The organism is Arthrobacter sp. USHLN218, assembly GCF_037144715.1.
GTDB lineage: Bacteria > Actinomycetota > Actinomycetes > Actinomycetales > Micrococcaceae > Crystallibacter.
Genome location: NZ_JBBCYT010000010.1, coordinates 1 through 26972, shown reverse-complemented (window position 1 = coordinate 26972; position 26972 = coordinate 1). Strand labels below are relative to the sequence as shown.

Sequence of the window (26972 nt, the reverse complement as noted above, 5' to 3'; positions counted from 1 at the left end):
GGGATTGATCCTAGTCCCGTCGAAACCGGCGGACTAGGGCTGGAGCCTTAAATCAGACCGGCGGAAAGGTCATTCGGCGTGCCGAACCGGTGCGCCGTGATGCTGACCGCCTGCTCGTGCAGGAACGGCAGCAGTTCCACTCGTCCGGCCTCCGTGACCGGGTGGGGGTACACCGCCACGTCCGGCGAGCCGCCGGCTGCTTCGGCGAGCGCGGTCGGGTTCCCGCCGATAAGCCGGATCCGACCCGCGCCCAGGCGCGGCACCCGAGCCAGCCACGCGGCGTCGTCCTCGAGCACCACCTCGATGCCGCGGTCGATCAGCACCGCGCGTACCGCGGCGGGAAGGTCGACGGCGGTGGACACCTTCACGTCCGAGCCGGCCAGCAGCCCGGCGGCGAGCACGCGGACCAGATTGGCGGGCCGCTCGGACTCGGACAGGCGGACGGTGGCGGGCAGCGGCAGGTAGCGGAAGACGTTGCGCTCGGCGGCCAGGTCCGAGACGTCCTTAGCCACCCCGAATTCCTCGGTCCAGGCCTGGGCGTCCGAGGACAGCGCGCGCTCCAGGAAGGCGGCCTCGTCCTCGTTCAGGAACCCCTGCGCCCCGGTAGCCGCGGCGAGAAGGTGGCGCACGCCGTCGTCCTTGATCTCTGCCGTGGCCCGGCTGGGCGCGGGTTCCCACTCTCCCAGGCCGGCGAGGTAGTTCGGGCCGCCGGCCTTGCTGCCCGCGCCCACGGACGACTTCTTCCAGCCGCCGAAGGGCTGGCGCTGCACGATCGCGCCCGTGATGTGCCGGTTCACGTACAGGTTGCCGGCCTGGACATTGTCCAGCCAGTAATCCAGCTCGCCGCGGTCCAGCGAGTGCAGGCCGGACGTCAGGCCGTAGTCGATCTCGTTCTGCAGGGCCACGGCCTCCTCGAGGGTGTCCGCGGTCATCACGCCCAGGATCGGGCCGAAGAATTCCGTCAGATGGTAATGCGAGCCGCGGCGCACGCCTGTGCGGACTCCGGGGCTCCAGAGCTTGCCGGAGTCATCCAGCCGCTCCGGCTTCAGCAGCCAGGCCTCCCCCTCGCCGAGGTTGGTGAGCCCGTCCAGCAGCTTGCCGCTGGCCGGCTCGATGACCGGCCCCATCTGCGTGGCGGCATCCTGCGGGTAGCCGACGGTCAGCGAGGTGACGGCGTCCACCAGCTGGTTGCGGAAGCGGCGGGACTGCGCGACGGAGCCGACCAGGATGACCAGCGAGGCGGCCGAGCACTTCTGGCCGGCGTGCCCGAAGGCGGAGTAGGCCACGTCCTTCGCGGCGAGGTCGAAGTCCGCGCTCGGCGTGACGATGATGGCGTTCTTGCCGGACGTCTCGGCCAGCAGCGGCAGGTCCGGGCGGAAGGACCGGAAGAGTTCGGCGGTCTCGTAGCCTCCGGTCAGCACCACGCGGTCCACGCGCGGATCGGAGATCAGCTGCCGGCCCAGTTCCCGCTCGCCCAGCTGCACCAGCTGCAGCACCTCGCGCGGGACGCCGGCCTCCCACAGCGCCTCCACCATGACCGCGCCGGTCCGCTGCGCCGGCTTCGCCGGTTTAATGACGACGGCGGAGCCCGCCGCGAGCGCGGCCAGCGTGGATCCGGCAGGAATGGCGATGGGGAAGTTCCAGGGCGGCGTGACCACGGTGACCCGCGACGGCACGTACGTGGCCCCGTCCACCGTGTCGAGCCTGCGGGCCAGCTCGGCGTAGTAGTGCGCGAAGTCGATCGCCTCGGAGACCTCGGGGTCCGACTGGTCGAGGGTCTTGCCCGCCTCGGCCGCCGCGACCTCCATCAGGCGCGAGCGGTTGGCGGCGAGCGCGTCACCGGCGCGGTGCAGGATCCCGGCACGTTCTGCGCCGGACAGCGCGCCCCAGGCCTTGCCGTGCTCCGCGGCGGTGGCGAGGACCCGCTCCAGCCCGCTCCCGTCCCGGACGGCGGCAGCCTCGATGGCCTCGAGGCCCAGGGTGGAATCCGGGACCCGCTCGAGGATGCCGCGGCCCCACGCCCGGTTGGCCGGCAGGGACGGATCAGTGTCCGGGGTGTTGCGGAACCCTTCGCGGAGCGCCGGCTCAACCGGTTCGTGCCGGTCCTGCCTACGGTTGGGCGGCGGCACGGAGTCGTCGAGGTTCTCCAGCGAGGCCAGGAACCGCTGCTTCTCCCGCTCGAACAGCTGCTCGTTCGCGCTCAGCTCGAAGACCGCGGACATGAAGTTCTCCTGGCTGGCACCCTCTTCCAGCCGGCGGATGAGGTAGGCGATCGCCACGTCGAACTCCTGCGGCTGCACTACCGGGGTGTACAGGAGCAGCGAACCGACGTCCTTCTTCACGGCCTCGGCCTGGCCCTGGGCCATCCCCAGCAGCATCTCGAAGTCGATCCGGTCCGCCACGCCGCGGCGCTTGGCGAGCAGCCAGGCGAACGCCACGTCGAACAGGTTGTGCCCGGCGACGCCGATCCGTACGGCATCGACGTGCTCCGGGCGGAGGGAGAAGTTGAGCACCCGCTTGTAGTTGGTGTCCGAGTCCTGCTTGGTGCCCCAGGTGGCCAGCGGCCAGTCATGCAGGGAGGCCTCGACCTGTTCCATCGGCAGGTTCGCGCCCTTGACCACGCGGACCTTGATCGGCGCGCCGCCGGCCGCCCGCCGGGCGCGCGCCCATTGGGTCAGCTCCATCATCGCGGCCAGCGCGTCCGGCAGGTAGGCCTGCAGCACGATGCCGGCTTCCAGCTTGTGGAACTCGGGCCGGTCCAGCATCCGGGTGAAGACCGCCATGGTCATCCCCAGGTCCTTGTATTCCTCCATGTCGAGGTTGATGAACTTCGGCTGCGGCGACTCCGCGGCCTGCCGGTACAGCGGGGTCAGGCTTTCGACGACGTCCTCCACGGCCTCGTCGAAGGCCCACGGGGAGTGCGGGGCCACGGTGGAGGAGACCTTGATCGAGACGTAGTCCACATCATCGCGGGCCAGCAGCTTGTGGGTGCCCTCGAGGCGGCGGGCGGCCTCGCGGCGGCCCAGCACGGCCTCGCCCAGCAGGTTGATGTTCAGCCGCACGTCGTCCTTGCGGATCTTGGCAATGGCCGGGCCGAGCCGGGCGTCCGTGGCGTCGACGATCAGGTGGCCGACCATTTCACGCAGCACCCTCCGCGCCGCCGGAATCACGAGCTGCGGCAGCACCGGAGCCATCGCCCCGCCGAGCCGCACGGCGCCGCGCATGTACCACGGGAGGAAGGCCGGGGCCTTGGGAGCCAGGGCGGCGAGGTTGCGGGCGGCCACGTTGAGGTCCTCCGGCCGGATAACGCCGTCGACGAAGCCCACGGTGAATGCCAGCCCGTTGGGGTCCTTCAGCACCCCGGCCAGCTGCTTGGCCGCCGGGTCTACCGGCACCTTGGCCGCCTCGGTCAGCCACCGGCGGACCAGCGCGATGGCTTCCTCGGCGAGTTCGCCCGAAATCTCTCCAGCCAGCGCATCCGTCTCCACGGAGGCCTCCTTCACAAGCTCTTTCATGCCAGCATGAACCCTTTGCAGTCGATTTGGGTAGGTATTCCCTCCAGTATGGAAGCGGCTTTCAATTAGATAAAGTGATCTTTTCCGATTGATATGGGTCGGATTTACCGAGGAATCGAGGCAGCATGCTGGACGTCCGCAGGCTACGGCTCCTGCGCGAGCTCAAAATCCGCGGCACCCTCGCAGAGGTGGCCGCCGCACTCAACTTCAGTCCGTCGTCGGTGTCGCAGCAGCTGTCCCTGCTGGAGAAGGAAGCCGGCGTCGAGCTGCTGCGCAAGACGGGACGGCGCGTGCAGCTGACCCCGCAGGCCGAAATCCTGGTCGCCCACACCGAGCAGCTGCTGCAGCGGCTGGAACGCGCGGAGACCGACCTGGCCGCGTCGCTGACCACCGTCACCGGCACCGTGCGCGTGGCCGTCTTCCAGTCGGCGGCACTGGCCCTGATGCCCCAGTCGCTCAGCGAGATGCGGGAACGCCACCCCGATGTGCGGATCGAGATGGTCCAGCGCGAACCCGAAACGGCGCTGTACGAGACGTGGGCGCGGGACTTCGACGTCGTCGTCGCCGAGCAGTATCCGGGCCACGCCGCGCCCCACTACCCCGAGCTGGACCGGCAGCAGCTGACCACCGACGCCATCCGCCTCGCCGTCCCGGCGGAGGACGCAGGCCTGGGCGCCATCGGGTCGGTCGACGACGCTGCACAGCGGCCCTGGGTGATGGAACCGCACGGGGCAGCCTCCCGGCACTGGGCCGAGCAGGCGTGCCGCTCCGCCGGCTTCGAACCCGATGTCCGGTACGAGACCGCGGACCTCCAGGCGCAGATCCGGCTGGTCGAGTCCGGCAACGCGGTCGCCTTCATGCCAGACCTGCTCTGGACGGGGCGGCCGCACAGCTGCCGCCTGCTCGAACTGCCGACCCAGCCGCGGCGCACCATCTTCACCTCGGTCCGCCGCGCCAGCGCGCACCACCCCGCGATCAGCGCCTTCCGGGAGATCCTGGAGGGCGCCGCCGCCAGGATCTGACCGCCCAGCGGACTCCGCCGGCTCCACCCGGGGTATGAGCCCCGCGGACCGAGGTTTCATCCCGGGGCCCGACGCGCCGCGCCGCCGCCCCGGACAGGATTGAAGCATGAACTCCACCCGCACCGGCAGCACCCGCTACACGCCCGACGCCGTCCAGGCCCCCGGCCCATCGGCCAGCCGCATGCCCATCCCGGCACCTACGGATCAGGCCGCCGCCGCCCGGGCGCAGCACCCGTCCAGCCGGCCAGTCCCGGCCATCCTGAGCGCCCGCACGCTGACCAAAACATACGGCAGCACGACCGCCCTGTCCGGCCTGACGCTCGACATCCGCGCCAGCGAATCCGTGGCGATCATGGGCACCTCCGGCTCGGGTAAGACCACGTTGCTGCACTGCCTGGCCGGCATCGTCCTGCCGGACAGCGGCGAGGTCACGCTCAACACCGCTGCAGGCAGCACCCGGATCAACGGCCTGAACGAGTCGGGGCGCTCCAGCCTCCGCCGGGAGTCCTTCGGGTTCGTCTTCCAGCAGGGCCTGCTGATCCCGGAGCTGACCGCGCTGGAGAATGTGGCCATCGCGCTCATGCTCAACGGCCTGGACCGGACGACGGCGGAACAAGCCGCCGCGGGCTGGCTTCAGTCCCTGGGCCTCGCCGGCATGGAGCAGCGCCGGATCGGCGAACTGTCCGGCGGCCAGGTCCAGCGCGTCGCGATCGCCCGGGCCCAGGTCACGGGGGCGGGCGTGGTCTTCGCCGACGAGCCCACGGGCGCGCTGGATTCGGCGACCTCTGCCGAGGTCATGCAGGTCCTGCTGGATTCCACCACGGGCGCCGGCAAGACCCTCGTCGTCGTGACCCATGACGACGCCGTGGCGTCCCGTTGCGCACGCGTCGTCAGCCTGCAGGACGGCCGCCTGGTCGGCGACAGCGCCGGAGGCGCCCGATGAGCACCGTCGTCGCAAATTTCCGCTCCGCCGTACGGCTGGCCTGGCTGCTGTCCCGCCCGGGCGCCGCGGGAGGATCCGCCGCCGGTCTGCCGGTGGTGGCCTTCGGGCTGGTCACCGCGCTGCTGCTGATCGTGCTCGCCGGAGCCCTGTCCTTCTTCCGCTGGCAGGACCCGTCCGCCGGGCTCTACCAGCTGCTGGCGGTGCTGGCGCTGGTGCTGCTGGTGCTGCCGCTGCTCACGCTCGGCGGCGCCGCGGCCCGGCTGTCCGCGCGGCGGCGCGATGACCGGCTGTCCACCCTGCGCCTGCTCGGGGCCACGCCGTCGACCGTCGGCATCATCACCGTGCTCGAATCCACCACCCTTGCGGCGGCCGGTGCGGGGGCCGGCGTGGCTGGCTACCTGCTGCTGGCGCCGCTGGTCCAGCTGATCGAGTTCCGCGGAGCGCCGATTGGCCCGGCCTTCTGGCTGAACCCGCTGGCGGTTGCCGCGGTTGCCGCAGCGGTGGTGCTGCTGGCCGCCGTGAGCGCTGCCGCAGGCCTCCGGAAGGTGGCCATCTCGCCGCTCGGCGTGCGCACCCGGCAGGCACCGGCCAAGGTGCACTGGCTCCGCGGCGTCCGCGGGGCGCTGGTCATCGTCGCCGGTTACGCCGCCGTCAGCACGGGCTATGCTTCGGCTGCCATCGCCATCGCCGTGGTCCTGGGCACGTTCGCCGCCGGGCTGGCCGTGCTGAACCTGCTCGGCCCGTGGGTGGTCGCCGTGCTCGGCCGCCGGCAGCTCCGCAAGGCGTCGACGGCAGGGAAGCTCCTGGCGGCACGGGCGATCCTGGAATCGCCGAAGGCCGCGTGGCGCCAGGTCAGCGGCGTTGCGATGACCAGCTTCGTGGCTGTCTTCGGCGGCACCGGCGCCGCGCTGGCCGGCTCGAGCCCGCAGGAGACCATGGGCCCGGAGCAGTTCATCGCCGGCGATATCCGCACGGGAATCCTCATCACGATCGGCGTTTCCTTCCTCATGGTGGCGTGCTCGGCCGGCGTCAACCAGGCCTCGGCGGTGCTGGACCGGGCAGACCTGTACAGCAGCCTGGACAAGCTGGGCATGCCGCGGCGCGTCATGGACCGGGCACGCATCCGCGCCGTGATGCTCCCGCTACTGCTGGTGAGCCTGGGTTCCGCGGCGATCGCGGCACTGCTGGTGCTGCCGCTGGCCGGCCTGGCCCTGGTCATGGCGCCGCTGTCCGTGCTGACCATCGCGGCCTGCCTGGCGGCGGGGATCGGCGTAGTCCGCGGCGGCCTCTGGGCCACGGGACCCGTCATGGCCAAGGTCCTCGAACCCGCCCGCTGACGCCGCAGGCGGCGCCCCACCGCTCAAGGCGGGGCGCCGCCGTCGTTATGGTCCTGCCGGTCCGGGCACGGCTTGCTTCACACCGCCGGCCGGGGCCCCCGGACTATCCCGCCGGCGTGAAGTCCGTGGACCCGATGAACTCCGGCCGGGGTGCGGCCGCGGCGTAGGGCTCCTGCGCCGCGTTCTCCACCGAGTTGAACACGATGAACACGTTCGAGCGGGGGAAGGGCGTGACGTTGCCGTTCGAGGCGTGCATGCAGTTCGAGTCGAACATGATGGCGCCGCCGGCCTTGCCCTCGAGCACGTCGATGCCGAAGCGGTTGGCGAACTCCGTGAGCGTGGCCTTGTCCGGGGTCCCGGCGCCCTGCATGACCAGGGACTTTTTGTAGTTGTCCTCCGGGGTGGCGCCGTCGCAGGAGACGTACTCCTTGTGCGAGCCGGGCATGATCATCAGCGGCCCGTTGAAGGAATAGTTGTCCGTCAGCGAGATCGAGATGCTGACGGCGCGCATCCCTGGCATGCCGTCCTCGGCATGCCAGGTCTCGAAGTCCGAGTGCCACATGAATTCCTTGCCCTCGAAGCCGGGCTTGAAGTTCACGCGGGACTGGTGGATGTACACGTCGGAGCCGAGCAACTGCCTCGCCCTGCCCACCACGCGGGGATCGTTGGCGATGCGCTTGAAGACCTCGCTGATCTTGTGCACCTCGAAGACCGAGCGCACTTCCTGGCTCTTGGCCTCCACGATGCAGCGTTCGTCCGCGCGCACGGCGGGATCGGCGGAGAGCCGCTCAAGCTCCGCCCGCAGCTCTTCCAGCTCGTCCGGCGTGACCAGCTCGTCGATGGCCAGGTAGCCCGTCGCCTCGTAGTGGTCCAGGGTGGCCTGGTCCAGCGGTCCGTCCGCTTCGCCGCCCCAGACGACCTTGTCCTCGCGCGGAAGCACCCGGGCTTCGCCGCCGCGGGTGGGGTAGGTGTCGATTCGGTTCTGTTCTGCGATTGCAGTCATGCGTCCCTCCTCGGGTGTTGTCGGTTTATTTCCCGTAAGGAAAAAGCCCGGGCGGCTTGCGCCGTCCGGACTCTTCCTGGCTAGTGGCCCTTAGGCCGGTTCTTCAACCACCAGCGGGTACACGCCGTTCTCATCGTGTACCTCCCGGCCGGTGACCGGCGGGTTGAAGACGCAGGCCATGCGCAGTTCGGTGGTGGCGCGCACGGTGTGCTTCTCGTTGCCGTCCAGCAGGTACATGGTGCCGTCCTTGATCTCGTGGACTTCACCGGTGACCTCGTTGGTCAGTGTGCCCTCACCCTGGACGCAGTACACGGCCTCGATGTGGTTGGCATAGTGGAAGGTCGACGTGGTGCCCGCGTAGATCACGGTGTCGTGGAAGGAGAAGCCCACTCCCTCGCGCGCCAGGACCATGCGGCGGCTGCGCCAGGTCTCGGACTTGATATCCCGGTCGGTATCGTTCAGGTCATTCAGGTTGGTTACCAGCATGCATAACTCCTTGTTCCTCGATGCGGTCGGTTCGGTGTCGGGCCGCGGCGGGCCCGGCGGAAGGTCCCTTAAAGGGCTCCCGCAAGTTCACGGGTACCGGCGACGGCGTTGGTCGCCTCGATCAGGATGTCCAGTCCGCGGTCCAGCTCATCCGCACTGATGGTCAGCGCGGGCATCAGCTTGACCACTTCGCTTTCCGGGCCCGAGGTCTCGACAAGCAGCCCGCGGTCGAAGGCGGCCGCGGCGATCTTGCCAGCGGTGTCCGGGTCGGGGAAGACGACGCCGGCCAGCATCCCGCGGCCACGCACCGCGGCACCTTCCACCGAGGCGGCGATGCGCTCCAGGCCCTCATGCAGCTGCACGATGCGGGCGCCCACCTGCTGCTGGAACTTGCCGTCGGCCCAATAGGTTTCGAGCGCGGCCGCGGCCGTGACGAAGGCGGGGTTGTGGCCGCGGAAGGTGCCGTTGTGTTCGCCCGGCGTCCAGGCGTCCAGCTCGGGGCGGAATAGCGTCAGCGCCATCGGCAGGCCGAAGCCGGAGATCGACTTGGACAGGCAGACGATATCCGGCGTGATGCCGGCGCCCTCGAAGCTGAAGAACGTGCCGGTACGGCCGCAGCCGGCCTGTACGTCATCGACGATCAGCAGGATGTCGTGCTTCTTGCAGAGCTCGGACAACCCGCGCAGCCAGGCCGCCCGGGCCGCGTTGAGGCCGCCCTCGCCCTGCACGGTCTCCACGATGATGCCGGCCGGCTTGTCCACGCCGGAACCGCTGTCCTCGAGGACACGCTCAAGCCACAGGAAGTCCGCGGTTTCGCCGTCGAAGTAGTCGTCGTAGGGGATCTTCGAGCTGTTGGTCAGCGGAATGCCGGCGCCCCTGCGCTTCATGGAGTTGCCCGTGACGGACAACGAGCCGAGCGTCATGCCGTGGAAGGCATTGGTGAAGCTCAGGATGTGCTGGCGGCCGGTGATCTTGCGGGCCAGCTTCAGCGCCGCCTCCACGGTGTTGGTGCCCGTGGGGCCGGGGAACATGACCTTGTAGTCCAGGTCCCGCGGCTTGAGGATTACGTCCTCGAAGGTCTGCAGGAACTTCCGCTTGGCCGGCGTCTTCATGTCCAGGGAGTGGACGATCGCCCCGCTGCGGAGGTACTCGAGCAGCGGTTCCAGCAGCGCGGGGTTGTTGTGGCCATAGTTCAGCGCGCCGGCGCCGGCGAAGAAGTCCAGGTACTCGGCGCCGTCCTCGGTGTAAACCGTGCTGCCCTGGGCCCGTTCGAAAACGGCCGGCCAGCTGCGGCAATAGCTGCGAACCTCTGATTCACGGGTTTCAAAAATATCCATCATCAAACGCTTCCTTTCGGCCCGCCGCGGCATTTCCGGAATTGGGCGCGGAGAATCGCCGCCGCGGATTGTTTAATCGAGCGTGCTAGTGGGAATAGTGATTAATTGAGCGGGCCGATCCGGAACAGGAATTCGGTGTCGTGGTTATCCGGATACTGGTCCCGCGTGAACAAGGGCTCCCGCTCCAGGTCCGCACTCCGGCGCGCAGCGAAGCCCGTGAAGAGCCTGATCGACGCCTGGTTGTCATCGGTAATCGTGGTCTCGACCCGGCGCGCGTCCGTTTGCCGGGCAAGCCGGTCCAGCATCGAGCCGGCCAGCCGCCTGCCGCGGAAGGACTCATCGACGGCGACCTGCCACACCATCAGCGTGCCGGGTTCGTCCGGCCGCAGGTAGCCGCTGATGAAGCCTGCCGGCTGGTCGTCCACCGTCGCCAGAATCGAGGTGTCGGCGAAGTCGCGGCACCACAGCAGGTAGGAGTAGGAGGAATTGAGATCGAGCACCTGGGAATCCCTGGCCATGCGCCAAAGATGCTTTCCATCGTGCAGGGTTGGTTTGCGGAATCTTGCTTCTACACTCGTATCGGTCAGGTTTTCTGCGAGTTCGTGAACCATCTATTCGACCGTATCGGGAATCGAATCGTAATCAAGCTGAGAACCCCGGATTTGACAGCTTTCGAGGCCGCCCGGGCGGCTTATGCGGGATCGGCCCATTCCGGTTTTACCCTTGGCCTGTCTGGCCATCGGGGAAATGACGACGCCGGAAATCGTCGGCGAAACCATCGTTACCGTTTCGTTACATTTGCCGTGTGACGGCCCCCGCCTGCGGCCCCGGACACGCGAAAGCGCCACCACCGGGACGGTGTCCGGTGATGGCGCTCGAGGTGGGCCCTGCGGGGATCGAACCCGCGACCCGCGGATTAAAAGTCCGATGCTCTACCAACTGAGCTAAAGGCCCGCCGGCCGGCAAAAAAGCGCGCTGGAAAGCGCACCCGCTTACGGCCGTGCACCAGTTTATCGTAAGCCCGCGCCGATCCTGAACCGCCCCAATCCCCTCGACCGCACCAGAGGGCAGGAGTATGGTCAAGGCATGAGCCCCAACAGCGGAAATGAAGCCCCGAGGCCGCACAAGCCTAAGCCGTTTGCCCCGCTGGACTTCGAAGGATTCACCGGCGGCGCAGACCCCGCCCGCGTTTCGGAAGCGGCCCATCTCGCGGCTCAGGCGCTGGTTCGCCACGGGCGCCAGTCGACCGATCCCGAGGTGACGGAGCGTCTGGTCAAGCTCGCGGACCGGCAGGGCCTGGACGCGATCGCCGAGATGTGGGCGGAGAGCCCGGCCCGGTCGTTGCCGGGAGCCCTCTGGCGGCTCTACGCCCTGCGTACCGCCACCCGGCAGAACCCTGAACGGATGGCGGCCTTTTTCAAAGCCGGCAAGGACGTCGCCGAAGTCTCCAAGGCAGTGGCCGGAGTTGCCGAGCCCCCTGGAGCAGACGAAGTGACCAAGATGGCTGACACCATCCTCTCCGGCGCATTCGATGGCGATTTCGACGTCGCACTCGACCGCTCCGCGGCCTTCTGCCGTGTCGTGGCCCTCGGCCAGACTCATCACGCGGACGCCGCAGACGCGTCGAACGAGCACCACGCCAGCAAACTGACCCAAAGCTCCCACCGGCTGGTCAAAACCGCCGAGGACCTGGAGGCCGCGGCCGCCGCATGGCGCCGCGGAGAGCTGGACTGAACGGCTCCGGGAGCCGGAACATGCCCCGCGGCGCGGGGCATGTTAGCCCTGCGATGGAACGTTTTCTACCCGGTTCGGCGAACTTTTTCCAGACATTCAACCGCGGTTGACATCACTGTCCGGGCGTAGAAAACTGAAGGTGGTGTCGAACTGTGGCAGCCCCGGGCTCCAACTTTTAGCCGCTTCGAGCGGCCATCCGCCGAGAGGCGCTCCCAGTTCGGCACCATTATTCTTGTTCTCCTGCAGACGCTAGGCTTAGCTGTGCGGACTTTCCCCTGTCCGCTGCATCGTCCCCTCCAGCTTGAGACCCCGGTGAAACAGTGAAGCTCAGTCTCTTCCCGAAAGAGAACAAAAGCCTTGAAATGCTGGCCGACATGGCGGCCCTGTTCCGCGACGGCGTCACTACACTTTCCGAATGCCTGGGAGCACCTGCGGGCCAGTACGAGCAGTTGGCAGAGGACCTGCACCGTAAGGATGCGCGCATTTTCGAACTGCATTTCGCGCTGCTCACCCATGTGCGCACGAGCTTCATCACGCCGCTGCCCCGCGAGGACCTCTACCAGATCTCCCGCGCCCTCGTCGACGCGTTCGGACACCTCGATGGTGCCGCCGAGTTTATGGCCCTCAATGAGGTCAAGCGGCTTTCCGCCCGGGCCTCCGAGCAGCTCGAGATCATCGGACAGATGTCGGACCTCACGGTAGGCGCGATGCGCCGTCTGGGGTCGCTGGAGGACCTGGATGAATACTGCATGGAGATTCTGCAATCGGCCAAGCGTGCCGAACGGACCCACAGGTCCTGGATTGCCGAGGACATAAGGGGCCTCAAGCCGGCCACCTATTCGATGCACCGCGACGTCGCGGAGCAGCTCGTCGCCGCTGCCCGGGACCTGCGCCGCGCTTCGAACCAAGTGGGCCAGATCCTGGTCAAGGAATCATAGGTGGAGCTGCTGCTCTTCGGGGCGGTCATTGCTGTCTCCGGCTGTTACGCCTTCATCAACGGCTTCCACGACGTTTCGAATTCAGTAGCCACGGCGGTCCGCACCCGTGCCCTCCTACCCCATATCGCCGTCGTCCTTGCCGCCGTCTTCAACTTTGTCGGCGTCCTGATTTCGGGCGCGCTGGCCCTGCTCATCGTAGAGAGAGCCTTCAACGTCCCCACCGGGGCAGCTGGCCTGGGCCTCCTCCTGAGCGGCCTGCTGGCGGCCTGCGGCTGGGGCATCTACACCTGGTGGCTGCGGATGCCGTCGTCGTCGACGCACGCACTCCTCGGGGGGCTCGTTGGGGCGGACCTTGCCGCAACACTCTTGAGCCGGCCCAACGTAACCGCGCCGGACGGATACCTTTGGGGACAGCTGGGCATTCCGCTCCTGCTGTCTCCCCTGATCGCTTATGCTGCCGCTTACGTCCTGGTCTACCCGGCTACGTGGATCTCGCGCTACACCACCCCAAGCGAGGCGAACCGAAGCAACCGCATCACCCAGGCCGTCCTGGCCGGCGTGTTCTCCTTGGGGCACGGGCTCCAGAACGGCCAGCGCGCCATTGTCGTAGTGTTGCTGGCCTTCGGCGCCGTCGGCCTCGCTGGCGGCAGCGCATACCTTCCCGTGGCGGCGCACCTGTTCGTAGCAACGCTCCTGGCGGTGGGTACATTGTTCGGCGGCTGGCGGATTACCCACACCTTGGGCTACCGGTTGGTCCGGATCGATCCGCTGCGGGGCGCCATTGCCCAGGGCGTCAGTTCGCTGATGCTCTTCGTCGGTGCCCTTGGGCTGCACATGCCGCTTTCCAGCACGCACACGATGGCCTCGGCAATCGTCGGCGCTGGATCGAACCAGCGGTTCGCGGCGGTGCGCTGGCGGGTTGCACTGCGGGTACTGCTGGTCTGGGCGCTCACGGCCTTTGCCAGCGCCCTGCTCGGCGCCGTCTTTTACCTGGCCATCGATCCGGTCCTGTAACCGGCAACGGGCCCGGCGGCGGTGCCACCGGGCCCGTTACAGGCTGGTAAGTGCAGGACAGCCGGGTCCCAACGTGGCGGCGCAGCCGACACGAAAGGGCCCGCCCTGGTCAGTAAGTGCAGGACGGCCGGGTCCCTACGTGGCGGCGCAGCCGACACGAAAGGGCCCGTCCTGCACGTTATCCGAAGCGGCCGGAGACGTAGTCTTCGGTGGCCTTCTCGGCCGGGTTGTTGAAGATCGCGGTCGTGTCGTTGTACTCGATCAGCTTCCCGGGCTTGCCGGTGCCGGCGATGTTGAAGAACGCCGTCCTGTCCGACACGCGCGCGGCCTGCTGCATGTTGTGGGTCACGATCACCACGGTGTACTCCGTCTTGAGCTCCTCGATGAGGTCCTCGATGGCCAGGGTGGAGATCGGGTCCAGCGCGGAGCAGGGCTCGTCCATGAGGATCACCTGGGGCGCGACTGCAATCGCCCGGGCAATGCAGAGGCGCTGCTGCTGGCCGCCGGAGAGGCCCGAGCCCGGCTTGTCCAGGCGGTCCTTGACCTCGTTCCACAGGTTGGCGCCGGAGAGCGACTTCTCGACCAGGGCGTCGGCGTCCGACTTGCTGATCCGCTTGTTGTTCAGCTTGACGCCGGCGAGCACGTTGTCGCGGATGGACATGGTGGGGAACGGGTTCGGCCGCTGGAAGACCATGCCGATCTGGCTGCGGACCGTAACCGGATCGACGCCGGACCCGTACAGGTCTTCGCCGTCCAGCAGGACCTCGCCCTCGACGCGGGCGCCGGGCAGGACTTCGTGCATACGGTTCAGGGTGCGCAGGAAGGTGGACTTGCCGCAGCCCGACGGGCCGATGAAGGCCGTGACAGACTTGGCGTCAATGTTGATGTTGACGCCTTCCACGGCCAGGAAGTTTCCGTAATAGACGTTCAGATCATTGACGTCGATGCGCTTGGACATGAAATTCCTTCTCTAAGTTCTTCGACGGCTTAGCGGCCGGTTTTGGGGGCGAAGATGCGGGCGATCAGCCGTGCCGCCAGGTTCAGCAGCATCACGATGATGATCAGCAGCAAGGCGGCCGCCCAGGCACGCTGCAGGCTGGGTTCCACGTTCGTGGGCGAGGTCGGGTTCATCAACTGGCGGTAGATGAAGGTCGGCAGCGTCGTCATCCAGCCACCGAAAACGTTCCAGTTGATGCTGTTGACGTAACCGGCGGTCACCAGCAGCGGGGCGGTTTCGCCGATGACACGGGCGATGGCCAGGGTGACACCCGAGGCGATACCGGAGATCGCCGTCGGAACGACAACTTTCAGGATGGTCCGCCACTTACGCACGCCGAGGGCATAGGACGCCTCGCGCAGCTCGTTGGGGACGATCTTGAGCATTTCCTCCGTTGAACGGACGACCACGGGAATCATCAGCACGGACAGCGCCACCGCGGCAACGAAGCCCGTCCTGGTGGACGGCCCGAAGATCAGGCCGAAGAAGGCCGCGGCGAACAGGCCGGCCACGATGGAGGGGATGCCGGTCATGACGTCCACGAAGAACGTGATGCCCCGGGACAACGAGCCGCCCTTGCTGTATTCGACCAGGTACACGGCGGTCAGCAGGCCCACGGGAACCGAAATCAGGGTCGCCCAGAAGGTAATCAGGAGGGTGCCGACGATGGCGTGGTAGGCGCCGCCGAGGACGCTGGTCCCGTTGGCGACGGTCTCATTGTCCACTACGCCGGACATGCCGTTCATGGAGGTGAACAGGAAGTTGTAGGTGAGGCCCGGGAGGCCCTTCTCGAGGACGGTCCAGATGACCGAGATCAGCGGCAGCACGGCAATGATGAAGGCGCCGGCAATGAGGCTCGTGGCGAGGCGGTCCGACGCCCTGCGGCCGCCTTCGACGGACAGCGTCACGATGTACAGGCCGATCACGAAGGTGGCTGCAGAGAACAGCGCCCAGGTGGCGACGTGGAAGCCGACGAGGGAGGACAGCGCGGCACCAACGACGAGGGATCCGACCAGCACGGCCCAGGGGGTCCATGCCGGCAGCCGGTTCTTGGTCAGGGTCCTCTTGCGCACCGGCGGCTTGGTGGAAGTGGTCTGCGACATTAGTTTGCCCCCGAGAATTCTTTGTGGCGGCTGACGATCCAGCGGGCGATCATGTTCACGGCCAGGGTGATGACGAACAGCACCAGGCCGGCGGCGATGAGTTCCGCGAGGCGAAGGCCGAAGGCCTCCGGAAAGTTCAGCGCGATTTCAGCGGCGATGGTCTGGTTGCCGCTCTTGATCAGGCTGGCCATCAGCGCGCCGCCCGAGAGCACCATGGCCACGGCCATCGTCTCGCCAAGGGCGCGGCCGAGGCCGAGCATGACGGCGCTGATGACGCCTGCCCGGGCGAACGGGAAGACCGCCATCCGGATCATTTCCCAGCGCGTGGCGCCCATGGCCAGCGCGGCCTCTTCATGCAGCTTGGGAGTCTGCAGGAAGATCTCGCGGCTGAGCGAGGTGATGATCGGCAGGATCATCACGGAAAGCACGATGCCGGCGGTCAGCATGGTCTTGCCGGTCTGGCTGGCCGGACCTGCGAAGATCGGAATCCAGCCTGCGTTCTCGGCAAGCCAGTCGTACGTGGGAACCAGCGCCGGCGCCAGCACGGTCATGCCCCACGCGCCGTAGACCACGGAGGGAATCGCGGCCAGCAGGTCGATGACGTAGCCGAGGCCCTGGGAGAGCCTGCGCGGCGCATAGTGCGAGATGAACAAGGCGACGGCGACGCCGATGGGGGTGGCGATCACCAGCGCGATCGCGGCCGCGATCAGCGTGCCGATGACAATGGGCCAGATGTACTGCCAGAACCCTTCGCCGCCCGTGATATCGGCCGGGTCGGCCGAGAACGTGGGCAGCGCCTGCCACACCAGGAACAGTGCGACGCAGAACAGGACAAAGAGGATGAGGCAGCCGGCGAATAGGGCCACGCCGGAGAAAACGCGGTCTCCCGTTCGGCCTCTGCTGCCGCTCGCGGTCAACGTGTTGGACACTTCAAAACCCTTCGGACTCCTTGTTCTTGCTTCTGGCCAAAATCGCTCTGCCAGTCTTCACTGTTTTGGATGCCGGGGCAACGCCATCTCCCTGACACGAGGAGGCCCCGCACGTCAATAATTCCGACGGCGGGGCTCCCCTGTGGTGCGAATACTACGAGGCCACCTTGATGGTGTCGATGGCCTGCTGCGCCTTCTCGCGCAGCGAGTCGGAGATCGGGGCGTTGCCTGCGGCCTCCTGGCCGGCCTTCTGGCCGTCCTCGCTGATCACGTAGCTACCGAACGCCTTGACCAGGTCCGCGGTGGACTGGTCCTTGTAGCTGGTGCAGTAGATGTGGTACGAAACCAGCACTACCGGGTAGGCCCCGGCTTCCTGGGTATCGCGCTTGAGGTCCAGGGACACGTCCCCGTTGTCGCGGCCCTCGACCGGGGTGGCCTGGTCGACAGCCTTCGCGGCGGCCTCGGGGCTGTGCGCTACGTACTCGTCGCCGACCTTGACCTTGACGGTGCCGAGCTCACCTACGGCGGACGCGTCCGCGTAGGTGATCGCGCCGTCGGTCTTGCTGGCCTGGGAGACGACGCCTGAGGTGCCCTGGGCGTTCTCGCCGGAGAGCGAAGAAGGCCATGCCTGGTCGGGCTCGTCGGTCCAGACCTTCGGAGCCACCGCGCTCAGGTACTCGGTGAAGTTCTCGGTGGTGCCGGACTCGTCCGAACGGTTGACCACGGTGATCGCGGTGTCCGGCAGGGTGACGCCCTCGTTCTGCTTGGCAATCGCCTCGTCGTTCCACTTGCTGATCTCGCCGCGGAAGACCTTGGCGATGGTGTCCGCGTCCATGTTGATTTCCTTCACGCCCTCGAGGTTGAAGGCGATGGCAATCGGGGACACGTAGACCGGGATGTCGATGGCACCCTCGGGGCCGCAGACCTCCTTTGCCTGCTCGAACTCTTCGTCATCGAGGTGGGCATCGGAGCCGGCGAACTGAGCGCCGCCGCCCAGCAGGGCCTTGCGGCCGGCGCCGGAGCCGTCCGGGGAGTACTGCACGTTGGCGCCGGAGTTCTGCTCAGCGAAGCCGGCGATCCAGGCCTGCATCGCAGCATCCTGGGAGGAAGCGCCAACGCCCGAGAGGGTGCCGGAAACGCCTGCACCTGCGGAAGCGCTGCCGGCCGGCTGCTCGGCTCCGCCAGTGGCGTTGTCGGAACCGCAGGCAGTCAGGGCAAGGGCTGCTACGGAAAGAACGGCGGCCGCACGGCCGACACGGAAAGCCTTCACTATCTTGTGTCCTTTTCAGGTTGGCAAACGAGATTGGACGAGGGCGCGGCTGGAGCCGTGCCGTTTCGTTCCCCTCGACGCTATGCGCCACAGGTAAAGAGATTGACGGTCGAAAATGAACGGAAGGTGAACAACGGGAGGCCTTCTGGCAACAAGTCCCCAAGAGGAGTTGTTTTGTGAAGCGACTCATACTAAAGGCCCGCCGCGCACCGTGGCCAAGGGCGGAATGTCGACAACCTAGACTTGTCCCATGAGTACCGGCACCCCTGTCACGAAAGCCAGTACTTTTATCCGCAACCGGGCCCGGACGGGCTTCCGGCGCAGCCGGGCCTCTTTCCTCCCCGCCGTGCGGATTACCGTCTGCGCCGTCACAGCATATGTGATCGCCGAGCGGGTTCTAGGCCACCAGGGTCCGCTGTTTGCCGCCACCTCGGCCGTGGTCGCCCTCGGATTCTCTGCCGGTCCCCGATTCCGCAAGGTGATGGAAGTAGCGATCGGCTGCACGCTCGGAATTGCGGTAGGCGATTTGCTCCTGCATTTCGTCGGGGCAGGAATCTGGCAGGCCGCCGTCGTACTCCTGATCTCCGTCCTGCTGGCCCGCTTCCTGGACAGCGGAACCATTTTCTCCACCCAGCTGGCGCTGCAGTCGGTGCTGGTGGTGCTGCTGCCTGCGCCGGCGGGCGGGCCGTTCACGCGCAGCCTCGATGCGATCGTCGGCGGGTCGATGGCGCTGATCGCCACCATGCTCATTCCCGGGGATCCGCGCTCCGAACCGCGCACCAAGCTGCAGCGGCTGCTGGGCGAGCTGGCAGCCGTCCTGCGCGAGTGCTCGGACGCGCTGGGCAAGAGCGATTCGACCGTCGCCTGGCACGCGCTGGTCCGCGCCCGCGGCACCCAGAAGCTTGTCGACGAAGTGCGTTCCACTTTTGGCGGCGCCCATGAAGTGGCACGGATCTCCCCTGCCTACCGGCGCCATCGCGCCGAGGTCGTGGACCTGCAGCATGCAGCCGAGATGACCGACCTCGCCATGCGGAACAGCCGGGTGTTCTCCCGCCGGCTCACCTCGGCGATCAACCACGCGGCCATGAGCGACGAGGCGATCGCCAACCTGTCCGAGGTGCTGCAGGATGCGGCGGAGGCGGTGGAGATCCTCGCTACGGGGCTCTCGGATACGGACAGCCGTGCCCGCGAACGGCGGCTGGAGAACGCGCGGGACGAATTGGCGTCGATCGCGAGCCGGCTGCACCCCAAGGACCTGGGCGTAAAGACGATGGAGGGCGAGGCGCTGGTCGTGGTGTTCCGGCCGCTGATGGTGGACCTGCTCGAAGCGGCCGGGCTGTCCCACGATGACGCCGCCGCCGCCCTGCCCCGGCTCTGAATTGTCAGAGGGCTCCGTTAGCCTGAATCCCATGAGTTCGAAGACCGGCCGCACCAAGGCCCCCGGCTACCGCTGCGCCGAATGCGGCTGGACCACCGCGAAGTGGGTGGGACGCTGCGGCGAATGCCAGTCCTGGGGGACGGTCGAAGAAGCGGGCCAGGTCACGGCCCGCACTACGGCAGCGGCGACGGTGGCCAAGCCGGCCCAGCAGATCAGCGATGTGGACGCCTCGGCGGCAGCCTTCAGGGCCACCGGCGTGGGCGAACTGGACCGGGTGCTGGGCGGCGGGCTGGTTCCGGGCGCCGTCATCCTGCTGGCCGGGGAGCCGGGCGTGGGCAAGTCCACGCTGCTGCTGGACGTGGCCGCGCGCGTTGCCGGATCCGCCCGGGACGTCCTCTACGTGACCGGTGAGGAATCCGCCGCCCAGGTGAAACTGCGGGCCGAACGGATCGGTGCCGTTGCGGACGGGCTGTACCTGACCGCCGAGACGGACCTCGGTATTGCCCTCGGCCAGATCGAGCGGGTGGAGCCCTCGCTGCTCATCGTGGACTCCGTCCAGACGCTGGCCAGTTCCGAGGTGGAAGGTGCGGCCGGAGGCGTCACTCAGGTCCGCGAGGTGGCGGCGTCGCTGATTAACGCCGCGAAGAGCCGCGGGATGACCACGATCCTGGTCGGCCACGTCACCAAGGATGGCTCGATCGCCGGACCCCGCCTGCTTGAACACCTGGTGGACGTCGTGTGCCAGTTCGAGGGGGACCGGCATTCGCGGCTCCGCCTGCTGCGCGCGGTGAAGAACCGGTACGGGCCCACGGATGAGGTGGGTTGCTTCGACCTGACCGAGGAAGGCATCGAGAGCCTGGCGGATCCCAGCGGGCTCTTCCTCTCGATGGTCTCCGAGCCGGTCTCCGGCACCTGCATCACGGTCGCCTTGGAGGGCCGGCGCCCGCTGGTCGCCGAGGTCCAGGCACTGCTGGCGGAGACGGCCAACTCCCAGCCGCGCCGCACAACCAGCGGGCTGGACTCGTCGCGGGTGGCCATGATGATGGCCGTGCTGCAGCGGCGCGCGGCAATGTCGCTGCACCGGGATGACAGCTACGTGGCAACGGTGGGCGGTGTCAAGCTGACCGAGCCGGCCACGGACCTGGCCACGGCACTGGCCATCGCCTCGGCCAAGAGCAACAAGCCGCTGCCCAAGGGCCTGATCGCCTTCGGCGAGATCGGCCTTGCCGGGGAAGTCCGTCCGGTGCCCGGTATTGGCCGCCGGATCCAGGAAGCGGGCAGGCTCGGGTTTACCCACGCCGTGGTGCCGGCCTCCCATGGCGGAGCGGGCAAGCTGCCGGACGGTTTCAGGATCAAGGAGGTACAGACGGTCGCCGAAGCCCTGGATCTGCTCTTCGGCAACGGCGCCGCGGCGTCCAACATCACGCGCCTGCCGACTGCCAGCCGCGCGGCCGAGTAGCCGTCCGGCCAGGGCCTCAGCCTGCCATTGCGCGGGTTGAAGACAGGGCCGAAACAGCGCGCCACCGTTGTGCGCCCTATTATGGTGCCTAGCGGCTGTTCACCCCACAGGCAGTCTCCTACCCAACCGTTCCACCCGACTGCACTGTGTACGACTGACCGAAGGAATGCTCGATGGTTAAGAGTTCCGAGGATGCCCTCAAGGCGACCTTGGCCCGGGTTGCCCCGGGAACCGCGCTGCGGGACGGCCTGGAACGGATTCTGCGCGGGCGAACCGGCGCCCTGATTGTGCTCGGCAACGACAAGCAGGTCGAGGCCATCAGCAGCGGCGGCTTCGATATCGGCATCGAGTTCTCTCCGACCCGGCTTCGCGAGCTGGCCAAGATGGACGGGGCGATTGTCTGCGACAAAGACGCGGCCACAATCTACACGGCGGCCGTCCAGCTCGTGCCTGATCCCTCGATCCCCACCCAGGAGTCGGGCACACGCCACCGCACCGCCGAACGTGTCGCCATCCAGACCGGCCTTCCGGTGATTTCCGTCAGCCAGTCCATGCAGATCATCGCGCTCTACGTGGACGGCATCCGCCACGTGCTCGAAGGTTCCGAGCCGGTGCTGGCCCGGGCCAACCAGGCCCTCGCCACGCTGGAACGGTATCGGGCCCGGCTGGACCAAGTCACGAACTCCCTCTCCGCCCTGGAAATCGAGGCGATGGTCACCCTGCGCGACGTCGCGGTGACGCTCCAGCGCCAGGAAATGGTCCGCCGTATCTCCGAAGAGATCTCACAGTACGTGCTGGAACTCGGAGTCGACGGGCGGCTCCTCTCGCTGCAGCTGGACGAGCTGACATCGGGGCTCGGCCCGGACAGCGGAATGATTTTGCGCGACTACTCGGGCGTCAAGGGCGGTATCGATGTCGAGGCAGCATTGGAAAGGCTGCAGAACTTCAGCTCCACGGACTTGATCGACCTCGGGCGGATTGCCAGCGTGCTCGGCATCCAGCCCGGCACCGACTCTCTCGAAGCCGTCGTGCAGCCGCGGGGCTACCGGCTGCTCTCGGCAGTAAAGTCCGTTCCGCGCGCTGTCGCAGACCGGCTCGTGGACCACTTCGGCGGCCTGCAGAACCTGATGGCAGCCAACATCGATGATCTGATGGCCGTGGACGGCATCGGCGAACAGCGTGCCCGGCTGATCCGCGAGGGCCTCTCCCGGATCGCCGAAACCAGCCTGCTCGACCGCTTTATGTAGCCGGCTACTGCAGGTCGAAGATGACCTTTTCGCTCTTGTGCGAGCCCAGCCTGGTCGTCAGCACGTAGGTGCCCGGCTGCGGATTGGCGTTCACCGCGGTACATCCCGGAGCGCTGCGCTGCCGCTCCCAGGTGAACTGCGCCCGCTCGCTTTCCCCCGGCGCAATGGTCCGCATCAGCTCCCCGGTCTCCACCGCGCAGTCCTTCGAAGAAAATATGCGGTCCTCGCCACTGGTGACGACGAACTCCATGGCTTCCGTACCGACGTCGACCTCGCAGTCAGATTTCCCGCTGTTCTCCACTTCCAGGATCAGCATCGGATCCTCGCCTGCCGCATATGAAGGTGCGTCCGTGGCGGCGGAAACGGAAATATCGGATTCGCCGCAGGTCCCGGCCGCAGCCGGCTCCGCGGACGGCGATCCGGACGGGGACGCGGCTGGCGCCACGGGCAGCGGCGCCGAGCCCTCCGCCTTCGGCTTGTCCTGGCCGAAGAGCCCGGCAATCCACCAGCCGGCCAGCACCAGCATTGCCACGAGCACAAGTGCCAGCGTCAGGACAGCCAGACGGCGCCGCCGGTAGACGGCCGGACTGGGCCTGCGCCGGTTCGGCGGTACGGCGCTGGAAGCCCCGCCCCGCGCTGCTCCGGTACCATTCGCCGCCATGCTTTAAGGCTAGAGACAGTTGGCCTCGAGGCGCGGCAGCACCACGCCGGGAACAGTACAGTATTTGTGTTCATAGACAAGGAGCTTCGATGCCTACCCCAACCGCCGCCCGAGCCGCTGCCGATGCGTCCAACGCCGACGCCGCGCCGCTGCATGGACTTATCGGGCGCTGGTTCGACGAGAACGCGCGCACCCTGCCGTGGCGCGACCCGGGCTGCAGCGCCTGGGGCATCATGGTCAGCGAGTTCATGCTCCAGCAGACGCCCGTCGTGCGCGTGCTGCCGGTCTGGGAAGAGTGGCTGCGGCGCTGGCCGGAACCTGCCGCGCTGGCCGCGGAGCCAAGCGGCGAGGCCCTGCGCGCGTGGGGCCGCCTCGGCTACCCGCGGCGGGCGCTGCGGCTGCACGCGGCGGCGACGGCCATCGTCGAGCGGCACGGGGGCGCAGTGCCTGCCGGCAGGGAGGAACTGCTGGCCCTGCCCGGCGTCGGCACCTACACGGCGGCGGCGATCGCCTCGTTCGCTTTCGAACTGCCGGAGACCGTGGTCGACACCAACATCCGGCGCGTCCATGCGCGGGCGGTCACAGGCAACGCCCTGCCCTCGCCCGCCCTGACCGCCGCGGAGTACAAGCTGGCAGAGGCCCTGATGCCCGCCGAGGACACGAAACGCTGGAATGCCGGCGTGATGGAGCTGGGCGCCCTGGTCTGCACCGCGCGCTCGCCCCGCTGCAGCGAATGCCCGCTGCTTGACCGGTGCGCCTGGATCGCGGCCGGCAGGCCGGAACCGCACTACGTGCCGAAAGGCCAGGCCTGGGCCGGCACCGACCGCCAGGTCCGCGGCGCGATGATGGCCGTGCTCCGCCGGGCCGACGGCCCCGTGCCCCGCCACCTGCTGCTGGGCACCGTGGACCTGGTGCACAACGGGACGGATTACGCCGTCGAACTCGGCAAACTGCAGGCCCTTGGTGCCAGCGACGAGCAGCTGGTGCGCTCCCTCGACGGCCTCCTGGCGGATGGACTGGCCGAAGCCGTACCGGCCGGTGTCCGCCTGCCGGCGTAACCTTGGCTTCGACGCAGGCGGCCCCTACGCTGCACGTATGGGGCTGAAATATCCGGCCATACTAACGACGGCGGCGCCCGCCTTGCTGGTGGCCGTCACCGCCTGCGGTGCTTCACTGGGATCCGGCGGCCGCGCCTGCACCGAGATCGGCGCCGCTCCCGGCGTTTCGCTCACCGTCGCCCGGGATTTTGCCCCGGAGGTCAAGGCGGCAACAGTCGAAATCTGCTGGGAAGACGCCTGCCGGCGGTCCGCCGTCGACCTTTCCCCCGGCCATGACACCGTGGACTTGGGCTGCGATGCCGCGGCCCCGGAAGGCAGCTGCTCGGCAACCTCGACACCGAACGGAACGCTCACGGGATTTGCACCGGTCCCGCTGTTGCCCGAGGGCCCGGTCCAAGCCACCGCCACGATCACCCACCAGGACGGCACCCAAACCGAAACCCGACCGCTGGAGACGGTAACCCGAACGGTTTATCCCAACGGCGAGCGGTGCCCCGGCGCCGCGCCTCAGCTCGGCCTGACGCTGGACCGCGCCGGCCTGCACCCGTCCCGACTCTAGACCACGGCCGTCAGCACCCAACCCGGCTTCGGACCACGGCCGCCCGCCCCCTAGTGACCTTGGCCGGTCCCGCCGCGATCCGGCTCTCCCGCCGGACGCACCGCCGCCTACCTCAGGCTGCGGATCATCCGGGTGTTGCCCAAGGTGTTCGGCTTGACCCGTGCCAGGTCCAGGAACTCGGCCACACCCTCGTCAGGCGACCGCAGCAGCTCCGCGTAGACCTCCGGATCCACCGCGGACTGGTCTGCCATCACCTCGAACCCGTGCCGCTTGAAGAAGTCCACCTCGAACGTCAGGCAGAAAACCCGGCTCACACCCAGCTCCTCGGCCTGCGCCAGCAGCACATTCAGCAGCGCCCCGCCGACACCCTGGCCGCGCCAGTCCGGCGAAGACGCCAGCGTGCGCACCTCGGCGATGTCCTCCCACATGACATGCAGCGCGCCGCAGCCGATCAGGGTGCCGTCCGGGTCCTCGGCGACCTTGAACTCCTGGATGCTTTCGAAGTAGGCGACGGCCTCCTTTTCCACCAGCACCCTTTGATCCGCCAGCGGCTTGACCAGACGCCGGATGGGAGCGACGTCGATGGTACGTGCCGGGCGGATCGTAAAGGCTGCAGTCATGGGTTCCAGTCTAGAGGCCCAACTCTGCCGGCAGTTCGGCCTCGCCCTCAAGGACATGGCGGGCCAGGAATTCCTGCACTACCTGGTACCAGACCTTCACGTGCTGCGGCTTGAGCACCCAGTGGTTCTCGTCCGGGAAATACAGGAACCGGTGGTCCGTCGTGCCGTCCTCGCGCTGCGGCAGCGCCGACTTCGAGAGCAGCTCGTACCAAAGGCGCAGCCCCTCCCCGATCGGCACCCGGTAATCCTTGTCCCCGTGGACCACCAGCATCGGCGTGGAGATCTTCCCCACGTGCAAGTGCGGAGAATTCTCCAACGCCATCTCCGGCGTCATCTCCTTCTCCCAGTAGAACGAGGCGTCGGTCGTGGGGCCGAACTGGTCCAGCGCCCAGAGGCTAGCGTGCGTGACGATCGCCCGGAACCGGTCGGTGTGCCCGGCAACCCAGTTCGCCATGTACCCGCCGAAGGATCCGCCCAGAGCCGCCGTTCGGTCCTGGTCGATGTCCGGGCGGCCCACGGCCTCGTCGGTCAGCGACATGAGGTCCGTGAAGGGCGCCTGGCCCCACTGGCCCCAGCCGCGGCGGATAAAGTCCTTTCCGTAACCGGTGGAAAGCGCCGGGTCCGGAAGCAGCACCGCATAGCCCTGGGCCGCCAGCAGCCAGGGACACCACCGCCACGACCACGCGTTCCACGAGTGCAATGGGCCGCCGTGGATCCACAGCAGCAGCGGGGCCGGATTCTCTTCCGACGCCCCCTCCGGCAGTACCAGCCAGCCCCGGACCCGCACGGACAGGCCGCCCTCCGCCGTCGTTGTTTCGATCTCCTCGAGCCGGCCGGGCAGCTGCGGTCGCAGCGCAGGACCGGGGAGCACCGTGGTGACGCCGGTCGCCAGCTCGATCCGCACCGGTTCCGGCGGGAAAAGGTAGCTGCTGCGCAGGGCATACGCGTACAGGCCGTCGGGGCTGACGACGACGTCCGTGTAGGCGGCGGCATCCGCAGTCACCCGGCGTACGCTACCGGTTCCCGCGTCGATCAGGAACAGCGGCCGGGCGCCGTCCTCGTCCGCGGTCACCAGCAGGGCCGAGGCGTCCGGCAGCCACTGAGCGGGCTCGGGCCAGCGGTCCCAGCCAGCCGCCAGGGGAAGCAGGTCGCCGCCCCCGAGCGGCAGCAGGCCAAGCGTGGTGTCCGGGATCGCCTGCGGGCCGGAGACCTTCTCGCAAGCAACGACGACGGTGCGCCCGTCCGGGCTGACCGGTCCGGGGCGGTAGTCAACGTCCTCCGAGGACAGCAGCACACGGACTCCGCCGCCGGCGGTGTCGACCGCGGCGAGGGCCTCCCGCATGTCGCCCTTGGCGAGCGGCTCGCGCCAGCTGGTGAGCAGCGTACGCCCGTCGGGACTGAGCGCGGCGGTGGACTCGACAAGCTGTGCCCCCGCCCCCGGTGTGATGCCGCGCAGAGAATATTCGCCCTCGGCCTCTACTGTGGTTGGCAGGACCGGCTCCATCTCCCGCTGCTCCAGCACGAACTGGCTCGGACTGCCCGGGCCTAGGTCGTGGTCCCAGAACCGCACCGGGTAGCCGCTGTGCAGAATGGCAGAAATCTGCTTGTCTTTGCGCAGCTTGCGGAGCCGCGCCTCGTCCTCTTCGTCTGCCGCGCCGGGCAGCACATCGGCATTGACCACGGCGACCTCCGCCGAACGGGCCGTCAGGACCGAGTTGATTCCACCCGGGCGGGACACGAGTTGCCGCGCCTCGCCCCCTCCAGCCGGAAGCTTCCAGAGCGCGGCGACGGGTTCGTCGCCCTCGGATTCAGGAGCGGGACGCGCAGAGGTGAAGAGCAAGTCCCCGCTGGGCAGGAAGGCAGGGCTGGCTTCCCCCTTCGCGCTGCGGGTGACTCGGCGGGCCGGCCTGCTTCCGGCGGGGTCAACCTCCCATAGCGCAGTGCTGTATTCGGTCGACTTGCCATTGAGCACGCTGACGGCCGTGATGAGGCGGCTGCCATCCGGGCTCAGGGCCAAGGAGCTCAACCGAGGCAGCGCGATGTAGTGGTCCAGGTCGTGGAACGAGGACCGGGGCCGCGTCGACGCCGATGCGGCCGGAGCGCCGGCTTCCCCGCCCTGATCAGAAAGAGTTGTTTCAGAAGTCATGGAGGACAGTATTGCGCAGGATCCGCCAAGGCGGTAGACCCCATGACGGTAGACCCTGGACAGACATTGAACCGGCCCCGACCTAGGCCTCGGGACCGGTTCAATGTGGTTAAATGCGGTGAGGGGCGCCGCCGTCGTTGGCGGTGCCCCTCATCGTGGTGGTTGTGTCCGGCGGTGACCTACTCTCCCACACCCTCCCGGGTGCAGTACCATCGG

The 26972-nt window shown here is 67.9% G+C and carries 23 protein-coding genes and 1 tRNA gene; 11 read left to right on the top strand and 13 right to left on the bottom strand.

Annotation, left to right across the window (positions count from 1 at the left end; all coding sequences use genetic code 11):
- Positions 1-47 precede the first annotated feature (47 nt).
- Positions 48-3515, bottom strand: coding sequence for a bifunctional proline dehydrogenase/L-glutamate gamma-semialdehyde dehydrogenase (locus WFH44_RS19015; protein ID WP_336715890.1), 3468 nt, complete (start codon positions 3513-3515; stop codon positions 48-50).
- A 125-nt stretch (positions 3516-3640) separates the two neighbouring features.
- On the opposite strand from WFH44_RS19015, the gene WFH44_RS19010 reads away from it, so the two are divergent.
- The 3 genes from WFH44_RS19010 to WFH44_RS19000 all read left to right on the top strand — a co-directional run bounded on the left by WFH44_RS19010 (position 3641) and on the right by WFH44_RS19000 (position 6817).
- Positions 3641-4537, top strand: a complete 897-nt coding sequence (locus tag WFH44_RS19010) for a LysR substrate-binding domain-containing protein (protein WP_336715888.1) — start codon at positions 3641-3643, stop codon at positions 4535-4537.
- A 106-nt stretch (positions 4538-4643) separates the two neighbouring features.
- On the top strand, positions 4644-5480 hold the full coding sequence (locus tag WFH44_RS19005) for an ABC transporter ATP-binding protein (RefSeq protein ID WP_336715886.1): 837 nt from the start codon (positions 4644-4646) through the stop codon (positions 5478-5480).
- Entirely contained in the window at positions 5477-6817 is a 1341-nt protein-coding gene (locus tag WFH44_RS19000; protein ID WP_336715884.1) for an FtsX-like permease family protein, read from the top strand. The genes WFH44_RS19005 and WFH44_RS19000 overlap by 4 nt, the downstream gene beginning before the upstream one ends.
- Positions 6818-6920: 103 nt before the next feature.
- Here WFH44_RS19000 and thpD read toward each other — a convergent pair whose 3' ends face one another.
- From thpD to WFH44_RS18975, 5 genes are all read right to left on the bottom strand, one after another.
- Positions 6921-7820, bottom strand: a complete 900-nt coding sequence (gene thpD / locus WFH44_RS18995) for an ectoine hydroxylase (protein WP_336715882.1) — start codon at positions 7818-7820, stop codon at positions 6921-6923.
- A 90-nt stretch (positions 7821-7910) separates the two neighbouring features.
- On the bottom strand, positions 7911-8306 hold the full coding sequence (locus WFH44_RS18990; protein ID WP_262107747.1) for an ectoine synthase: 396 nt from the start codon (positions 8304-8306) through the stop codon (positions 7911-7913).
- A 68-nt stretch (positions 8307-8374) separates the two neighbouring features.
- Positions 8375-9643 carry a diaminobutyrate--2-oxoglutarate transaminase gene (gene ectB / locus WFH44_RS18985; RefSeq protein WP_336716048.1) on the bottom strand — a complete coding sequence of 423 codons (1269 nt, stop codon included), beginning with the start codon at positions 9641-9643 and terminating at the stop codon, positions 8375-8377.
- A gap of 101 nt (positions 9644-9744) precedes the next feature.
- The gene (gene ectA, locus WFH44_RS18980) at positions 9745-10161 is read right to left on the bottom strand and encodes a diaminobutyrate acetyltransferase (protein WP_336715880.1); all 417 of its coding nucleotides are present in this window, start codon (positions 10159-10161) and stop codon (positions 9745-9747) included.
- 363 nt (positions 10162-10524) lie between these two features.
- Positions 10525-10597: transfer RNA gene (locus tag WFH44_RS18975), tRNA-Lys, on the bottom strand.
- Positions 10598-10729: 132 nt separating this feature from the next.
- Between WFH44_RS18975 and WFH44_RS18970 the strand changes: the two genes are divergently transcribed.
- The 3 genes from WFH44_RS18970 (at position 10730) to WFH44_RS18960 (ending at position 13329) form a co-directional block, all read left to right on the top strand.
- The gene (locus WFH44_RS18970) at positions 10730-11377 is read left to right on the top strand and encodes a hypothetical protein (protein WP_336715878.1); all 648 of its coding nucleotides are present in this window, start codon (positions 10730-10732) and stop codon (positions 11375-11377) included.
- Positions 11378-11751: 374 nt separating this feature from the next.
- Positions 11752-12315 (top strand): DUF47 domain-containing protein, encoded by a 564-nt coding sequence (locus tag WFH44_RS18965; protein ID WP_336715876.1) that lies wholly within the window; start codon positions 11752-11754, stop codon positions 12313-12315.
- Positions 12316-13329: an inorganic phosphate transporter gene (locus WFH44_RS18960; RefSeq protein ID WP_336715874.1), complete on the top strand. Its 1014-nt coding sequence runs from the start codon at positions 12316-12318 to the stop codon at positions 13327-13329.
- A 178-nt stretch (positions 13330-13507) separates the two neighbouring features.
- On the opposite strand, the gene pstB is transcribed toward WFH44_RS18960, so the two are convergent.
- The 4 genes from pstB to pstS form a co-directional block, all read right to left on the bottom strand.
- Positions 13508-14287, bottom strand: coding sequence for a phosphate ABC transporter ATP-binding protein PstB (pstB, locus tag WFH44_RS18955; RefSeq protein ID WP_336715872.1), 780 nt, complete (start codon positions 14285-14287; stop codon positions 13508-13510).
- Between the two features lie 29 nt (positions 14288-14316).
- A complete protein-coding gene (gene pstA / locus WFH44_RS18950; protein ID WP_336715871.1) occupies positions 14317-15429 on the bottom strand; it encodes a phosphate ABC transporter permease PstA in 1113 nt (370 codons plus the stop codon).
- Positions 15429-16358 (bottom strand): phosphate ABC transporter permease subunit PstC, encoded by a 930-nt coding sequence (gene pstC, locus WFH44_RS18945; protein WP_336715869.1) that lies wholly within the window; start codon positions 16356-16358, stop codon positions 15429-15431. The genes pstA and pstC overlap by 1 nt, the downstream gene beginning before the upstream one ends.
- Before the next feature lie 154 nt (positions 16359-16512).
- Positions 16513-17628 carry a phosphate ABC transporter substrate-binding protein PstS gene (pstS, locus tag WFH44_RS18940; protein WP_336715867.1) on the bottom strand — a complete coding sequence of 372 codons (1116 nt, stop codon included), beginning with the start codon at positions 17626-17628 and terminating at the stop codon, positions 16513-16515.
- A gap of 250 nt (positions 17629-17878) precedes the next feature.
- Between pstS and WFH44_RS18935 the strand changes: the two genes are divergently transcribed.
- The 3 genes from WFH44_RS18935 to disA all read left to right on the top strand — a co-directional run bounded on the left by WFH44_RS18935 (position 17879) and on the right by disA (position 21712).
- The gene (locus WFH44_RS18935) at positions 17879-19006 is read left to right on the top strand and encodes an FUSC family protein (RefSeq protein ID WP_336715866.1); all 1128 of its coding nucleotides are present in this window, start codon (positions 17879-17881) and stop codon (positions 19004-19006) included.
- 31 nt (positions 19007-19037) lie between these two features.
- Positions 19038-20465 (top strand): DNA repair protein RadA, encoded by a 1428-nt coding sequence (radA, locus tag WFH44_RS18930; RefSeq protein ID WP_336715864.1) that lies wholly within the window; start codon positions 19038-19040, stop codon positions 20463-20465.
- A 173-nt stretch (positions 20466-20638) separates the two neighbouring features.
- Complete coding sequence (disA, locus tag WFH44_RS18925; RefSeq protein ID WP_336715862.1) at positions 20639-21712, top strand: DNA integrity scanning diadenylate cyclase DisA; 1074 nt, start codon at positions 20639-20641, stop codon at positions 21710-21712.
- 4 nt (positions 21713-21716) lie between these two features.
- Here disA and WFH44_RS18920 read toward each other — a convergent pair whose 3' ends face one another.
- Positions 21717-22373: a hypothetical protein gene (locus tag WFH44_RS18920; RefSeq protein WP_336715860.1), complete on the bottom strand. Its 657-nt coding sequence runs from the start codon at positions 22371-22373 to the stop codon at positions 21717-21719.
- 89 nt (positions 22374-22462) lie between these two features.
- Here WFH44_RS18920 and WFH44_RS18915 point away from each other — a divergent pair, with 89 nt between their 5' ends.
- Both WFH44_RS18915 and WFH44_RS18910 read left to right on the top strand, forming a co-directional pair.
- Positions 22463-23431, top strand: a complete 969-nt coding sequence (locus tag WFH44_RS18915) for an A/G-specific adenine glycosylase (RefSeq protein WP_336715859.1) — start codon at positions 22463-22465, stop codon at positions 23429-23431.
- Positions 23432-23468: 37 nt separating this feature from the next.
- Positions 23469-23990 carry a hypothetical protein gene (locus WFH44_RS18910; protein ID WP_336715858.1) on the top strand — a complete coding sequence of 174 codons (522 nt, stop codon included), beginning with the start codon at positions 23469-23471 and terminating at the stop codon, positions 23988-23990.
- Between the two features lie 107 nt (positions 23991-24097).
- On the opposite strand, the gene WFH44_RS18905 is transcribed toward WFH44_RS18910, so the two are convergent.
- Positions 24098-24610, bottom strand: coding sequence for an amino-acid N-acetyltransferase (locus WFH44_RS18905; protein WP_336715857.1), 513 nt, complete (start codon positions 24608-24610; stop codon positions 24098-24100).
- 10 nt (positions 24611-24620) lie between these two features.
- Positions 24621-26756 carry a S9 family peptidase gene (locus WFH44_RS18900; protein WP_336715855.1) on the bottom strand — a complete coding sequence of 712 codons (2136 nt, stop codon included), beginning with the start codon at positions 26754-26756 and terminating at the stop codon, positions 24621-24623.
- Between the last annotated feature and the right edge of the window lie 216 nt (positions 26757-26972).